The sequence below is a fragment of the Oscillochloris sp. ZM17-4 genome (assembly GCF_019599295.1).
Lineage (GTDB): Bacteria > Chloroflexota > Chloroflexia > Chloroflexales > Chloroflexaceae > Oscillochloris.
The window spans coordinates 117,358-131,878 of record NZ_JAIEWN010000014.1 but is presented as its reverse complement, the minus strand read 5'-3'; the positions used below and the strand labels follow the sequence as shown (position 1 = coordinate 131,878).

The following is a 14,521-nucleotide window of genomic DNA, read 5'->3' as shown; positions in this document are numbered from 1 at the left end:
GGCTTCTTGATCACCAGCAGGCCGTCCTCGTTGGGCGCGCAGGGCGAGCCGTCGTCGTGGACAACATCAACCGAGATGCCGAGGAAGGGCTTGGTGGCCGAGCCGGGCTTCAGCGGCACCACCGGGGTCGGCGTGATCATGAAGTGGCCGGTCTCCGTCTGCCACCAGGTGTCCATGATCGGGCAGTTCTTGCCGCCGACGATCTCGTAGAACCACTTCCAGGCCTCGGGGTTGATCGGCTCGCCCACCGAGCCGAGCAGGCGCAGGCTGCTCAGGTCGTGGCGGGAGGGCCAGAGCTCGCCAAAGCGCATCAGGCCGCGGATGGCCGTGGGCGCCGTGTAGAGGATGGTCACCCCGGTGCGGGCCACGATCTGCCACCAGCGGTCGGGGTAGGGGTAGTTAGGCGCGCCCTCGTACATCACCGAGGTGACACCGGTGATCAGCGGGGCGTAGACAATGAAGGAGTGGCCAGTGATCCAGCCCGGGTCGGCCGCGCACCAGTAGCGATCCTCGTCCTTCACGTCGAAGACGTAGCGCAGGGTGGTGCTGATACCCACCTCATAGCCGCCGTGGGTGTGGACAACGCCCTTGGGCTTGCCGGTGGTGCCCGAGGTGTAGAGGATGAACAGCATATCCTCGGCGTCCATCTGCTCGGTCTCGCAGGGGACGTTAGCGATCGGCAGGTGGAGCAGGTCGTGCATCCACAGGTCGCGGCCCTGCACCATATCCACACTGTGGCCGGTGCGCTTGAAGACCAGGCAGGTCTGCACGGTGGGCGTGCGCGAGAGGGCCTCATCGACGATCTTCTTCAGCTCGATGATCTTGTTGCGCATGAAGCCGCCGTCGGCGGTGATCAGCACCTTGCTCTTGGCGTCGGCTAGGCGGTCGGCCAGGGCCGCCTCAGAGAAGCCGCCGTAGACCACCGAGTGGGCCGCGCCGATCTTGGCGCAGGCCAGCATGCTAAACATCAGCTCGGGGATGCGCGGCATGTAGATGGTGACGATGTCGCCCTTCTTCACGCCCATGGACTTGAGGACGTTAGCGATCTTGCTCACCTCGCGGTTGAGCTTGTAGAACGAGAAGGTGCGCTGGGTGCCGTCCTCGCCCTCCCAGATCAGGGCCAGCTTATTCTTGCGCCAGGTCTTCAGGTGGCGGTCGATCGCATTGTGGACAATATTTGTCTTCGCGCCGGTGAACCACTTGAAGAAGGGCGGGTTGCTGTCGTCCAGCACCTTCTCCCAAGGGCTATACCACTCCAGCTCATTGGCCATATCGGCCCAGAACTCTTCGTTGTTTTCGATAGTCCACTGATAGAGATCATCGTAGGTCGAAAAGCCCTTCTTACGGGCGTAGGCCATCACATTGCTATTCTCAACAATGGACGCATTCGGCTGATAGATCTCGCTGGTATGCGGGGCTGTCACATCGGGCGTCTCGGTCACAGGTAACCTCCTTGTTCCACTAGCACTTCGCCGTGGGGATTATTATAAACCCGGTAGGGATGTAAGGACGCAGCGCGCTGCGTCCTTACGGATGTCCAACAATGCTACAGCTCGCCCTTGAGCATATCCACGGCATCGCGCACCATATCGACGGTGGCGCCGTCCTCGATCGTGCTCAGGTCGCCGATATTATCGCCCTGGTAGACGGCGCGGATCACGCGGCGCATGATCTTGCCCGAGCGGGTCTTCGGCAGCATATTCACAAAGTGGATGGCGTCGGGGCTGGCGATCGGGCCGATCCGCTCGCGGATCAGGGTGCGGATCGCGCGGGCCACGCCGTCCTGCTCGGCAGGGGCGACGCTCTGCTTGAGCACAGCCACCACCAGCACGCCCTCGCCCTTCAGCTCGTGGCGCACACCGATCACACAGTTCTCGGCCACCGCCGCGTGGCCGGCCACCACCTCCTCGATCTCGCGGGTGCCCAGGCGGTGCCCGCTCACATTCAGCACCTCGTCGGCGCGGCCGAGCATCCAGACGTAGCCATCCGCATCCTGGATGGCGTAGTCGCCGGTCATATAGAGCAGCTTATCCTTGAAGTGCCCCCAGTAGCTCTGCACATAGCGCGCGTCATCATTCCATAGGGTCATCAGCATGCCGGGCGGCAGCGGGCCGTAGTCGACCAGAAAGCCCTTCTCGCCGCGCTCCACCGGGTTGCCGTCGGGGTCCACCACCTCCAGGTGGTGGCCGAAGGCGGCCTTGGTGGGCGAGCCGGGCTTGATCGGCAGCATCTCGACGCCCACCGGGTTGGTGAGCATGCTCCAGCCGCTCTCCGTCTGCCAGTAGTGGTCGATCACCGGCACACCGAGGGTCTCCTTGGCCCACTCGTAGGTCGGCGCGTCCAGCGGCTCGCCGGCGGCGTAGAGCAGCCGCATCGAACTGATGTCGGCGCTCTTCATCCACTGGTCGGGGAACTTACGCAGGGCGCGCAGGGCCGTGGGCGCGGTGAAGACGTGGGTGACGCCGTACTTCTCGATCACCCGCCACCAGACGCCGGGGTCGGGGTGGTCCGGGCGGCCCTCGTAGACCACCGTGGGCACGCCCTTGAGCAGCGGGCCGTAGACGATGTAGGAGTGGCCCACCACCCAGCCGATATCCGAGGTGGACCAGTAGACATCACCGTCGCCGCAGTTGTAGATCTGGCTCATGCTGGCGTGGAGGGCCACCATGTAGCCCCCGGTGTCGCGCACCACGCCCTTGGGCTTGCCGGTGGTGCCCGAGGTATAGAGGATGTACGAGGGGTCGGTTGATGCCACGCGGGTCGGCTCAACATACTTCTCGCCGCGCTTCTCCAGCTGCTCGGCCCAGTCCAGGTCGCGACCCTTCTTCATCGTGCAGTCGACGAGGCCACGGTTGAGCACCAGCACATCGCGGACGCTGTCGCCCTCGGCGGCTTCCAGGGCCTTGTCGATAATATCCTTCAGCGGGACGGGGTTGCCCTTGCGCAGGCTGGCGTCGGCGGTGAGGATCAGCACCGGCTCGGCGTCATCGATGCGCGAGGCCAGCGAGGTGATGCTGAAGCCGCCAAAGACGACCGAGTGGATCGCGCCGAGGCGGGCGCAGGCAAGCATGCCGATGATCGCCTCGGGCACCATGGGCATATAGATGATGATCCGGTCGCCCTTCTGAACACCGAGGTTCTTGAGCACGCCGGCCAGGCGGTTCACCTCGCGGTAGAGCTCGAAGTAGGTGAGCGTGCGCGACTGGCCGGTCTCGGCGCTTTCCCAGATAATGGCGGCCTGGCCGCGGCGGGGTCCGAGGGCGTGGCGATCGACGGCGTTATAGCAGAGGTTCGTCTCGCCACCAACAAACCAGCGATAGAACGGGGCCTTCGAGTCATCGAGGACCGCGTCCCAGCGCTTATACCAGTGCAACTCATCGGCGAGCTCGCCCCAATAGCCGGCCGGATCTTCAATCGACCGGCGATGGGTCTCCTCGTAGCCCATGCAGTGGCCTCCTCTCTGAGGTGTTCTTTACAAACTCAAACGGTGACATTATTGTACGACGTTTGTGTCAAAAAAGCATAAGACAGCTGTGAAATTTCAGTAAAGGTGTGATAACCGGCGCAAGGAAACGGGGAACAGGGGACAGGGGACAGACGCAAATACCTGTCCCCTGTCCCCTGTCCCCCGTCCCCTCGTCACGCTGCCTGGTTATGGAGTCGCTCGCGGATGGAGAGCACCTCATTGCGCAGCCGGTTATCGGCGTTGATCTCCTCGGCGATCTTATCGCAGCCGTACATGACCGTGGTGTGGTCGCGCCCGCCGAGCAGCCTGCCGATATCGACGAGGGAGCACTCCGTCTCCTCACGCAGCAGGTACATCGCGACCTGACGCGGCACCACAATATTGCGCGAGCGGCCGCGGCCCTGCATGATCCGCATGTCCACGCCGAAGTGCTCGCTGACCGCGACGATGATCTGGTCGGGGGTGATCCGGCGGCGCCGCGCGCTGCCGAGCAGGTCGGCCAGGGAGCTGGTAGCCACCTCGACGCTGATCGGCACGCCGTGGAGCTCGGCGAAGGCGGCCACCCGATTCAGGCTGCCCTCCAGCTCACGGATATTGCTCTGCACCTTATGGGCAAGGAAGTCGATCACCTCATCGGGGATGCCGGCGTTCATCTGCTCGCCCTTGGCGCGCAGGATGGCCGTGCGCGTCTCCAGGTCAGGCGGCTGGACATCGGCGATCAGGCCCCACTCGAAGCGCGAGCGCAGCCGCTCCTCCAGGGTCAGGATGGCCTTCGGCGGCTTATCCGAGCTAATCACGATATGCTTGGCGGCCGAGTGCAGCGTGTTGAAGGTGTGGAAGAACTCCTCCTGGGTGCCCTCTTTGCCGGCGATGAACTGGATGTCGTCGATCAGCAGCACATCGATATTCCGGTAGCGCATGCGGAACTCTTCCGTCTGCTGCCGGCGGATGGCGTTGATCATATCATTGGTGAACTTCTCGCTCGACACATACAGCACATTGATCTCGGGGTCGCGGTCGAGCACATAGTTCCCGATCGCGTGGAGCAGGTGCGTCTTGCCCAGCCCAACGCCGCCGTAGAGGAAGAGCGGGTTATAGTGCTGGCCGGGGTTATCGGCCACTGCGAGGCAGGCCGCGTGGGCCAGGCGGTTGCTCGACCCGACGATGAAGCGCGAGAAGGTGTATTTCGGGTTGAGCATGCCGGTGCGCATCGCGCTCGACAGGTCGAGCTGCACGGCCCGCTCGCCGCCGCTCTCGTCGGCGGGCGGGGCGCTGGCGGCGCTGGTGCTCTCCGGCCGACCAGCCTGGCCATTGGCGACAATCACCCGCACCTGCACCGGGTAGCCGACCACATCGCCGAGCGAGCGCCGAACCGGGGCCATAAACCGGTTCTCAAGCCCCTCTTTGTGGAAGGCCGAGGTCGTGCCCACCGTGGCCAGGCCGCCGTCAAGCGCCAGCAGCGCGGTTCCACGCAGCCACGTCTCATAGTCCTGGCGCGATGTCTGTAGTTGTATTGTCCCAAGAGCTGCCTGCCAGATCTGGGTTAGATTCACGGTTGCCTGCCTTTAGACGCAAGAGCCCAAGGGTCATCGCCCCAGGCGACCACACCCCAACTGAGCGGCTTTCGCCTATTGGATAACGTAAAAATCTGCGGTTGGGCGTCGGCGATCACGAACACACATGTTCAGCGCATCGGAGCACACAGTGACGGCAGCAGCATCGCCCCGGGACAAGCCTATGGGTGTGCGTAGAGGCGCACCATGTGAAGCATGTCGTTCACCTGTTGGTGTCATCTGTAGAGCCGTCACATTGGGGAAGTTCACAAGAGCTCCGTAATCTGTCGCTGATCATACTCGATCCGGCCCAAGTTTTCAAGCAACATAACGCGCGAAATCCATAAGTAATATTTATAGTCTTCGCCTATCGCGTACGGGGCTTACATAGGATAAGAGCGGGCCATTTCTCCCCATGTGTAGATAACTCCCATGGGCGCTATGTGGATAACATTGCGATGTGTCATCACTTTCCACCTACCTCTAGCGCATCAGAGAAGCCTCAACGCCCCGGACAGCACCCGCCAATCCCTCGCAGCAACCATGTGGATAAATCGGAGCGAGCTGTGGAGAACATGTGGGATCTCTGACCCGGCCCCTGCGCCCGGCATGTTTGGCGGGCCGCGCCAGCCCGCTGCGCTCATTGCCCCTCAATTGCCTGATCATCAACCGACGGCAGCGGGATCTCCATGGGCGGCAGCGCAGACAGGCTCGTCAGGCCAAACTGCTGGAGGAAGAGCGGCGTGGTGGCATAGAGGATCGGGCGCCCCACCGTCTCCAGCCGCCCCGCCTCGGCCACCAGGTCGCGGGCCAGGAGCGCCCGCAGCGTCCCGCTGCTATCCACCCCACGGATGGCATCGACCTGGGCGCGGGTGAGCGGCTGGCGATAGGCGATGATCGCCAGCACCTCCAGGGCGGCGGGGGAGAGCCGCCCGCTGGCCTGGACGCCGAGGAACCGCGCGATGGCGCGGGCGCTCTCGGGGGCGCTCACCAGCTGGACGTGAGCACCGTGGCGCTGCACGCGCACCCCGCGCCCCGCGCACTGGCGCTCCAGCTCATCAAGCGCCCCCGCGACAACGTCGGCCGGCATGTCGAGGGCTCTGGCGAGCTGCGCCAGCGTCACCGGCTCGCCCGCCACAAAGAGCAGGCTCTCGATCAGCTGCACCGGCGCGGGCGGGGCCGGCATCTCAGGGAGGGCCGGCTGGTTGGTTGGGGCCGTCATAGGGGGCTCATACCATGGCGACCGATGAGCAACGACCAACAATCACAGCATGATGTGATTCCCAAAAAGCAGCTCCGCAGGCATTCGTCATTTGTCGCGTCACGTGAGCGGCCAGTATAGCAGATCCCCGACGCACCGCGATCTTATGCTATGATACGAGCACTGCGTCGAGGACAGAAAGGAAGATTTCATGCCCGAGCGCCGTCGGGGTATTACGCGCCGCCATGTCATCGCCGGTTTTTTTATCCTGATTGGCCTCTTGCTGCTCGTGGCCTATGTGCCGCAGCTGGGCGCGGAGAAGGTGGCGATCAGTAAGATCGCCTTCGGCGTGCCTGGCCCGGTCATCGCCCTGCCGACCGCGCTATCCCAGCTGCTGATCGCCCTGATCTATCTCGCTGCCGGCGCCCTCGCCCTGCTGCCGCGCACACAGACTGCGGGCACATGGCTGCTCTGGCTGAGCGCCGTGCTGCTCTTCCCAGCCATCCTGATCTGGGTCGCCCAGGGGAAGCAGACAAACGGGGTGACGATGGTGAGCGAGACGCTGCGCCTCGGCACGCCGATCGCGCTAGGCGCCCTGGCCGGGATCTACGCCGAGCGCTCGGGCGTGGTGAATATCGCCATCGAGGGGATGATGCTGACCGGGGCGGCCTTTGGGTTCGCCGCCTACGTGGCCACGGGGAATATCTGGCTGGGCGTCTTCGCGGCCGTGATCCTGGGCGGGCTGATCGCCCTCCTCCACGGCATGCTCTCGATCACCTTCAAGATCGACCAGATCATCAGCGGGACGGTGATCAACATCCTGGCGATCGGGGTGACGGGCTACATGCGTCGCCAGTACATCCTCCCCCGGGTGGCCGCCATCCAGGCCGAGAGCACCGGGCAGAGCCTGGCGACCCTGCCGGAGTTCTCCATCCCATTCCTGAGCAACATCCCGATCATCGGGCCGGTCTTCTTTGAGGGCAAGCCGCTCTTTTTCACCATGCTCGTGCTGGTGGTGCTCACCCATGTGGTCCTCTTCCACACGCGCTGGGGGCTGCGCACGCGCGCCGTGGGCGAGAACCCGCGCGCGGCCGACACCGTCGGCATCAATGTGAGCCGCACGCGCTATGTCAATATTGCGATAAGCGGGATGATCGCCGGACTAGGGGGGGCATGGCTCTCGCTAGAGAAGGTGGGGAACTTCGACGACGGCATGACCGCAGGGAAGGGCTTCATCGCGCTGGCGGCGATGATCTTCGGCAAGTGGACGCCGTTCGGCTCGTTTGGCGGGGCGATGCTCTTTGGGTTCTCCGAGGCGCTCGGCATCCGCTTCCAGATCCTGAAGGTGGAGCTGTTCGGCGGGCCGGTGCCGACGCAGTTCTTGCAGATGCTGCCCTACGTGCTGACGATCATCGTCCTGGCCGGACTGATCGGCCGCTCGGTGGGGCCGGCGGCGGCGGGGAAGCCCTACGAGAAATGAGTGTTGAGTGTTGAGTGTTGAGTTGCGCGAACACTCAACACTCAACACTCAACACTCAACACTCAAAGCCCCTCGGCATCCATCCAGCTCTGTACATCCGCGTCGGAGGGGGCGGGGTTCCCGCCGGGGATGTAGCGAAATCGATCGCCGTACCCATCCATGACGCTATTGCGTAGCGCCTCGGCCTCGGGCGTGGCCTCGGTATCGGGGACCTTCACCACCTGCCCAGACTCAAGATCGAGATAAAAGCTATACGCCGGGTCAGTCTCGGCCAGTGCGGCGCGGATCTGGTCTCGGTTGTAGCTGCCTGCCACGGCTGCCTCCCAACGTGCCTCGGGGGATCTTCCAGATATATATTGTCGCGCGCCCCCGGTATCAACGACTACACACTGATGGTACACGATGCTGCGTTGTTCTGCAAGTCGCAAGGTGTCCGCTGAAACCTTCGGGGCCGACGTGCGTATAGATAGTAAAGCGGGGTGCAGGTGATAGATCTGCTGGCTGAGGAGGCTCAGATCGCCCGGCGCGCACAGGCCGGTGATCAGCGGGCCTTCGCCGACCTGGTAGGCCGCTACACCGGGGCCGTCTACAACCAGGCCTACCGCATGCTCAACAATGCGCAGGAGGCCGAGGATGCGGTGCAGGAGGTGTTCCTGCGGGCCTACCGGCGGCTGGACAGCTACGACCCTGGGCGCCGCTTCGTCACATGGCTGCTCACGATTGGCTCAAACTACTGCATTGACCGGCTGCGTCGCCGGCGCATGACCTGGCTCACCCTCGATGATGTAGCCTTCTGGCTGACCAGTGGCGAGGCCGGCCCGGAGCGCCGCGCCCTTGAGGGAGAGCGTCGGAGCCACGTCCAGCGGGTGCTCCAGCAGCTCCCCGAGAGCTACCGGAGCGTGACGGTCCTACGCTACTGGCAAGATCTTTCGTACCTGGAGATCGCGGAGGCCCTGAGCCTAACTGAGGCGACGGTCAAGACGCGGCTGCACCGGGCCCGCAAGATGCTACGTGACGCCCTCGGCGCCGATGGAGAAGAGCTATGGGACACAGAGATTCCCAACTGACACCCGATGATGCGCTCGCCACCGCCGAGGCGGAGACGCGCCGCCTGCTGGCGCGCTACGGCGAGCCAAGCGTGGCGGATCCGCCCGCTGACCTGGCCCGTCGAGTGATCGACGGGCTGTCCGATCTGCCGCCGGCGCACCCGACGAGCCGGCTCCGCCAGATCTATGGCGGCGTGATCGGCGTATGTATGATCGCCCTGCTGTCGCTCGGCGTATGGGGGGTGCTGCTCGACAGCAGCGGCCCCGCGCACCTCTTTGGAGATATGGGCGGCGGGCTGAGCCAGCTGCTCCTGCTGCTCACCCTGGCCGCCAAGCCGCTGATCAACCTGCTGCTCACCGCAGGCGCGGCGACGATGGCGGTGATCGTCGCCATCATCGGCGGCAGCTGGCTCTGGTGGCAGCTCCTGCGCCGTGAGCTGTCGGCATCGCTGGAGGCAGGCGTATGAGACGCTGGATGACGCTTCTGACAGCCACAATCATCGCCATCGGCATGGCGTCCCCCCCCCGCCACGCGCTGGCGCAGGGGCCGCGCCCGGTCACCGTCGCCGCCGGCCAGATGATCCGCGGCGACCTCGCCTCGTTTGATCAGCCAATCGTCATCGACGGCACCGTCGAGGGCGATGTGACAAGCTGGAGCGGCACAATCACGGTGCATGGCGAGGTTCGCGGCGATGTGGTGAGCTACGCCGGAAATATCGATCTTGGCCCCGGCGCGCGGGTGCGCGGCAGCGTGCTCTCGCTCGGCGGCGGGGTGGCCCACGCCGCCGAGGCCAGCGTGGCGGGCCAGGTGCTCGGCGAGAGGCCGCTCGCCGGCGGGGCGATTGTGTCGAATATGGCGGCGATCCTCCAGCCGCAGCCCAGCGCCGCCGCGTCAGGCCTGCCGCTGGCCCTGATCAGCGCCGCCCTGGCGCTGATCAGCCTGATACTCTCGGTGACCTGCGCGGCCATCTGGCCCCGGCGGACACTCGGGGTGAGCCGCGCGCTGCGCCGCGCCCCCGGTCGCTCGCTCGCGATCGGCCTGCTCACCACCGCCCTGGCCGCGCTGCTGCTGCTGCCCCTGGGCGGCCTGATCGCCCTGAGCCTGGTGGGCCTGCCGCTGCTGCTGCCCCTCGCCCTCGTGCTCCAGGCACCCTACCTGTTTGGCCTCGCCGGCATGGGCCGGGCGATGGGCGAGCGCCTGCTCCCCGGCGGAGCCAGCGCCGCCGCAGCGGCTGGGATCGCGATCCTGCTGGTGCCCCTGGGCGTGGTCGGCGCCGTGTCCCCGCTCTGGGGGCTGGCGCTCTTCTACCTCGTGGCGAGCGCCGGCCTGGGCGCCACCATCCTCAGCCGCGGCGGGGCCTACGCCCTGCGGGCGTAACGTCGGCGCGCCTCGCGTGACTATCCCCAACAAAGCAACGATTGGATTGCTGCGGTGTGCCTGCTTCGCCGGCGTGCCGCAGCAATCCAGTATGGGCGGTAGGGCGCCAGCTCTGCGCCTTAGCAGTAGGTACTATATGGCTGGCGAGCGCATCCTGGTGGTGGACGATGAGCCGAGCATCAGCGAGGTGGTGGCGCTCTACCTGCGCCGCGAGGGGTTCGAGGTGGAGATCGCCGCCGATGGCGATGTGGCCCTGGAGATGATTAGCCGCCGCCGGCCCGACCTGCTCGTCCTCGACCTGATGCTCCCCGGCGTGGATGGGCTGGCGATCACCCGGCAGGTGCGCAGCGGGGCCAGCCTGCCGATCATCATGCTCACCGCGCGCGGCGAGGAGATCGACCGTGTGCTCGGCCTGGAGCTTGGCGCGGACGACTATGTGACTAAGCCGTTCTCTCCACGCGAGCTGGTGGCGCGGGTGAAGGCGGTGCTCCGTCGCTCCCAGCCCCCCGCCGACGCCCTGCGCGACCCGGCGACCGCGCCGATTGTGGCGGGCGCCCTGCGGATCGACCCAGCGGCCCGCTCCGTCGCCCTCGACGGCGTCGCGCTCAGCCTGACCGCCCGCGAGTTCGACCTGCTCACCTTCATGGCCCGCCGGCCCGGCCATGTCTTCACCCGCGAGCAGCTGCTCGACCAGGTCTGGGGCTACACCTTCGCCAGCGACATGAGCACGGTGACGGTCCACATCCGCCGGCTGCGCGAGAAGATCGAGGACGACCCGACCACACCGCGCCGGCTGCTGACGGTCTGGGGGGTGGGGTATAAGTTCGAGGCGGGCTATAGCACTGAGCGGAACAGTTGAGCCACTGAGGCACTGAATCTGGTGGCTGGCGAGGGTGGCCCGCCCGCTGTCGAGGCGGTGGGCGACGCTGGTGGCGACCACCAGGATCACCAGTCCCCAGGCCCAGGCGATCAGGCCGAGGGTCGATCCGATCAGCGGGATGAACCCGAGCGCGTCGAGCGCGTGGGGGGCCACCGAGAGCGCGCCGAGGCCGAGCATCTGCTGGATGTTGCCGGTCCCGCCGAGCTGGCGGGCCGCGATGTGGGTGAAGATCACAGCCAGGACGAGGCTCCCCAGGTAGCTCAGGGGCATGCTCACCATGAGCCCGAGGCCCTGGAGGATGACGCCCACCGGGCGCGGGAGGGGGGCGGGCAGCTCCATCAGCGCGCGCACGAGGTTCAGCGCGCCCTCTTTGTTCTCCGCAATGAGCTGCACCGCCTCGCGCTGCGAGTCGCTCGTCGCGGCGAGCGCCTGCTGCTGGAGGCTCTCATCCAGGGTAGTCTCGATCTCGGCGATCATCCGGTCGGGGCTCGAGTTGGTGATGCTCGTGCTGAGCGCCTGGACACCGCCGACCAGCAGCCCGACGAGGAGGACCAGCGTGAGACCGCGCCGCACCACGTCTGGCGACTCGCGCAGGCCGCGGAAGATATCCTGCTTGAGGGTCAGGGCAGCATTGAAGGTGTCAATCACGTTAGAGCCCCCCCTGTAGCGCCGAGCTGATTGCGCCGATCCCGAGAAAAACCCCGACGCAGGCCAGGCCGATCAGGATGAGCAGTAGGATAGCCGGCCCGAGCATCGTGGCCCAGAAGGCGCTCCAGGGCGGCAGGGCGTGGGCCTCGCGGACGGCCACATAGCTGGCGACCAGGCCGAGCAGCGTGGTCCCCGCGACCTGGGCGAAGGGGATCACCTGGACGATGCCGAGGATGTTGACGCCAGCCGCCAGCGCGGTGCATGCCAGGGTCTGGCTGAAGGCGGCGCGGCCGCCGAGGGCGCGGGCCATCAGGTGGGCGACGGAGCCGAAGATCAGCCAGCCGACCAGCATGAGCAGCGGCGTGGTGATCACGCCGGTCAGGCTGCCGATCAGGCCGCCGCCGCTCGTCGCCTGGATGATCTGGGTGATCTGGGCGAATATCGTGTCGAACTGGGCGGGGAACTGCGAGTCAAGCTCGCTGAGCTGTCCAAACCAGGGCATGGCGCGCAGGCCATCGTGGATCGTCTGCGCGATGGCCTCGGAGCTGGGCTGCGAGGCATACTCGCCGAGGTTGCCGACCATGGCGGCGAACCCAACGAGCAGCCCGATGATCGTCACGAGCACAAATCCGCGACGTAGCCCGTCGGGCGCGTCGCGCTGATCACGGTAGGCCTCAGGATTCAAGAGAAGGCCGTCCAGGCCCAGGCGGAAGAGACTCAGTACCGATTGCATCGGTCTCCTCTAGGGTAAGCATCGGGTGCGTCGCGGGTATTCTACCACAGAGGGTTGCGGGGCGAGGCGATAGGGGGCGCTATGGTGGGCCGGTGAGGCCGCCGGTAGCCGAGAATGTCGCCTGGCGCAGGGCCGTCGCGCCCAGGGGCACGAGGCGCGCGTCGGCGATCTGCCCGCCCTCGGGGTGGGCCAGCGGGCCGACGAGGGCCGGCGCGCTGAGCCAGGGCTGCGCGGGGTCGAGCGCGCCCGCCTCGGCGCGGAAGGCCTGCGGGCGGGCCGGGTCGATCTGGTAGGCGACATCAGCGCCGGCCTGCGGCGCGATATAGCGGTCGACGAAGCCCTCGCCGGGGTAGGCCCGGCCCAGGCGCTCGTCCCCGGCGATCGGCCGCGCGTAGAGCAGCGGCCCCCGCCGCACGGTGTGCGCGCCAGATGCCAGGGCGTCGATCACCACATCTGCCGCAAAGCGCAGCCGCAGCACGTCGCCGCTGCGCCAGGTGTGGCTGACGGTGATCAGCCCGGCGGCCTCCGCGCCCGCCGCCTCGCCGTTGAGCGTGCAGGCGACATCGCTGGCCCAGCCCGGCCGCCTGAGCGACAGGTCGAAGGCCACCGGGCGCTCGACCATCACCCGGAAGGTGATGTCGAGATCCAGCGGGTAGTCGGTCTCCTCGATGATCGTCACGGCCACGCCAGCGACCTCGGCGCACAGCGCGCAGGGGCCGTAGAGCGCGGCGAGCAGGCCGCCGGGGCGGCGCATCCACATGGCCCGCACGTAGTAGGGGTAGATCCGCCCGGCGTTCGGCACGCAGCAGACGGCCACATCCTGGTGGGCCGGCGAGTACTTGTAGCGGGTCTGCGGGCGCTGCGGGTCGTCCACATCATCGGGGTGCAGCCTGCCGACCATGGAAGTGGATGTGTCGGTCTTCAGGTAGGCGATGGCGCTGGCCTGGGGGTGGCGGGCACCCTGGCCGGCGTTGAAGATCAGCCACTCGGCCCGGTCGCCCCACTCCGGCGCGCCGCTCTTCTGGAGCAGGTGGGTGTAGGAGTCGAGCAGCTCGTGGATCGAGCAGTACTCGTAGGCGGTCTCGGCCGGGTCGGCGGCGCGCCCCGCGATCCACTCGTCGCCGATCGGCCCGCCGGAGGGGGTCAGGCAGGCGTCGAGCTTGGCCAAGTAGTCGGCGAGGGCCTGCTGGAGCTGCGGGCTGCCCGAGGCGTAGGCGGCGGCCAGCAGCGGGCGCAGGTGCTCGTAGGTGTGCGCGCCGTGGCCCACGAAGGGCTGGCCCGGGTCGCGCAGGCGCGGGTAGGCGATGTCGGCCTCGCTGACCTCGCTCCGGCTGTACTCGGCGTAGAGCCAGAGGGCGTACTGGGCGTAGGACTCGTCGCCGGTGAGCTGGGCCAGCCGATCGAGCGTGTCGGTGAAGGTCAGGCCGTGGCTCACGCCGGCGTAGGGATTCTCCAGGGCGAAGGGGTGCGACTGGCCCATAGGGTAGCCATCCATCGTGCGGCGCACGGCCCGCTCGACGGCGCGCAGCACGCGGGCCTCGCCGGTGGCCTCGTAGTAGCCCAGCAGCACGCGCAGGGCCGAGGCCTGCGCCCAGAGCTCGCCGTTCTCGCCGGGGAGCCGGTAGCGCAGGTCGGGCGCGTAGATCCCCAGGTAGCCGTCCTCGTCCTGGGTGGCCAGCAGCCGCTCCACGATCGCGCGGGCCTTCGGCAGAAACTCCGGGTGGTCGAGCAGCAGCGCCGCGCGCACCAGCCCGTCGCGCCAGTTCGACTGGGTCTCGCTGTTCCACCAGAGGAACTGCACGTGCGCGTCCTGGCCGAGCACGCCCAGGTCCTTGCGGCGAGCCTGCAGGCTCAGCCGGTCGGCCCCGTAGATGTCGTCGTCGTCGATCAGGACGGGTACCAGGGCGTCGAGGTGGCCGACGAAGCCGTGCTCAAGGTCGCGGCGCATCTGGCCGGCGATCCAGCCCGAGGGGCGCACCGCGCCGAGCGGCAGCCATGCGTAGGCCTGCGGCAGGGGGCCGGTGGTCGCGAAGGGGTCTTCGGTGTGCATATCATTCGCGTAGCGCATGTGAACCTACCCCGCCGCGCCCGCCGCCGGCTCGGCGGCCAGCGAGCTGGCCCGCTCGCTGCCGTCGC

Annotated in this window: 12 protein-coding genes and 1 pseudogene; 5 read left to right on the top strand and 8 right to left on the bottom strand. The window is 66.8% G+C overall.

The window, feature by feature from the left end:
• From K2Z83_RS12830 to scpB, 4 genes are all read right to left on the bottom strand, one after another.
• Window positions 1–1,442: acetate--CoA ligase (locus K2Z83_RS12830; protein WP_220595575.1), on the bottom strand; the 1,442-nt coding region annotated here is incomplete at its 3' end.
• A 104-nt stretch (window positions 1,443–1,546) separates the two neighbouring features.
• Entirely contained in the window at window positions 1,547–3,445 is a 1,899-nt protein-coding gene (gene acs / locus K2Z83_RS12825; RefSeq protein WP_220595574.1) for an acetate--CoA ligase, read from the bottom strand.
• A 194-nt stretch (window positions 3,446–3,639) separates the two neighbouring features.
• Entirely contained in the window at window positions 3,640–5,019 is a 1,380-nt protein-coding gene (dnaA, locus tag K2Z83_RS12820; protein WP_220595573.1) for a chromosomal replication initiator protein DnaA, read from the bottom strand.
• Window positions 5,020–5,659: 640 nt separating this feature from the next.
• Entirely contained in the window at window positions 5,660–6,241 is a 582-nt protein-coding gene (scpB, locus tag K2Z83_RS12815) for an SMC-Scp complex subunit ScpB (RefSeq protein ID WP_220595572.1), read from the bottom strand.
• Between the two features lie 190 nt (window positions 6,242–6,431).
• Here scpB and K2Z83_RS12810 point away from each other — a divergent pair, with 190 nt between their 5' ends.
• Window positions 6,432–7,700, top strand: a complete 1,269-nt coding sequence (locus tag K2Z83_RS12810) for an ABC transporter permease (protein WP_220595571.1) — start codon at window positions 6,432–6,434, stop codon at window positions 7,698–7,700.
• A gap of 62 nt (window positions 7,701–7,762) precedes the next feature.
• On the opposite strand, the gene K2Z83_RS12805 is transcribed toward K2Z83_RS12810, so the two are convergent.
• Window positions 7,763–8,014: a hypothetical protein gene (locus K2Z83_RS12805; protein ID WP_220595570.1), complete on the bottom strand. Its 252-nt coding sequence runs from the start codon at window positions 8,012–8,014 to the stop codon at window positions 7,763–7,765.
• 165 nt (window positions 8,015–8,179) lie between these two features.
• Here K2Z83_RS12805 and K2Z83_RS12800 point away from each other — a divergent pair, with 165 nt between their 5' ends.
• From K2Z83_RS12800 to K2Z83_RS12785, 4 genes are all read left to right on the top strand, one after another.
• The gene (locus K2Z83_RS12800) at window positions 8,180–8,767 is read left to right on the top strand and encodes a sigma-70 family RNA polymerase sigma factor (protein WP_370650164.1); all 588 of its coding nucleotides are present in this window, start codon (window positions 8,180–8,182) and stop codon (window positions 8,765–8,767) included.
• Entirely contained in the window at window positions 8,743–9,213 is a 471-nt protein-coding gene (locus tag K2Z83_RS12795; RefSeq protein ID WP_220595569.1) for a hypothetical protein, read from the top strand. The genes K2Z83_RS12800 and K2Z83_RS12795 overlap by 25 nt, the downstream gene beginning before the upstream one ends.
• Window positions 9,214–9,221: 8 nt before the next feature.
• Entirely contained in the window at window positions 9,222–10,124 is a 903-nt protein-coding gene (locus tag K2Z83_RS12790; RefSeq protein WP_220595568.1) for a polymer-forming cytoskeletal protein, read from the top strand.
• A 136-nt stretch (window positions 10,125–10,260) separates the two neighbouring features.
• On the top strand, window positions 10,261–10,983 hold the full coding sequence (locus K2Z83_RS12785) for a response regulator transcription factor (protein ID WP_220595567.1): 723 nt from the start codon (window positions 10,261–10,263) through the stop codon (window positions 10,981–10,983).
• A gap of 90 nt (window positions 10,984–11,073) precedes the next feature.
• Here the strand turns inward: K2Z83_RS12785 and K2Z83_RS12780 are convergent.
• From K2Z83_RS12780 to K2Z83_RS12770, 3 genes and pseudogenes are all read right to left on the bottom strand, one after another.
• Window positions 11,074–11,577, bottom strand: a pseudogene (locus K2Z83_RS12780) (YIP1 family protein); the annotation flags it as partial.
• A 76-nt stretch (window positions 11,578–11,653) separates the two neighbouring features.
• Window positions 11,654–12,385 (bottom strand): YIP1 family protein, encoded by a 732-nt coding sequence (locus tag K2Z83_RS12775; protein WP_220595566.1) that lies wholly within the window; start codon window positions 12,383–12,385, stop codon window positions 11,654–11,656.
• Window positions 12,386–12,464: 79 nt separating this feature from the next.
• Complete coding sequence (locus K2Z83_RS12770) at window positions 12,465–14,435, bottom strand: beta-L-arabinofuranosidase domain-containing protein (protein WP_220595565.1); 1,971 nt, start codon at window positions 14,433–14,435, stop codon at window positions 12,465–12,467.
• Window positions 14,436–14,521: the final 86 nt, after the last annotated feature.

Bases quoted from the DNA above. Each gene is read 5' to 3' on its own strand.
- acs (WP_220595574.1), bottom strand. From the start codon at position 3,445: ATGGGCTACGAGGAGACCCATCGCCGGTCGATTGAAGATCCGGCCGGC.
- scpB (WP_220595572.1), bottom strand. From the start codon at position 6,241: ATGACGGCCCCAACCAACCAGCCGGCCCTCCCTGAGATGCCGGCCCCG.
- K2Z83_RS12810 (WP_220595571.1), top strand. From the start codon at position 6,432: ATGCCCGAGCGCCGTCGGGGTATTACGCGCCGCCATGTCATCGCCGGT.
- K2Z83_RS12795 (WP_220595569.1), top strand. From the start codon at position 8,743: ATGGGACACAGAGATTCCCAACTGACACCCGATGATGCGCTCGCCACC.
- K2Z83_RS12790 (WP_220595568.1), top strand. From the start codon at position 9,222: ATGACGCTTCTGACAGCCACAATCATCGCCATCGGCATGGCGTCCCCC.
- K2Z83_RS12785 (WP_220595567.1), top strand. From the start codon at position 10,261: ATGGCTGGCGAGCGCATCCTGGTGGTGGACGATGAGCCGAGCATCAGC.
- K2Z83_RS12775 (WP_220595566.1), bottom strand. From the start codon at position 12,385: ATGCAATCGGTACTGAGTCTCTTCCGCCTGGGCCTGGACGGCCTTCTC.
- K2Z83_RS12770 (WP_220595565.1), bottom strand. From the start codon at position 14,435: ATGCACACCGAAGACCCCTTCGCGACCACCGGCCCCCTGCCGCAGGCC.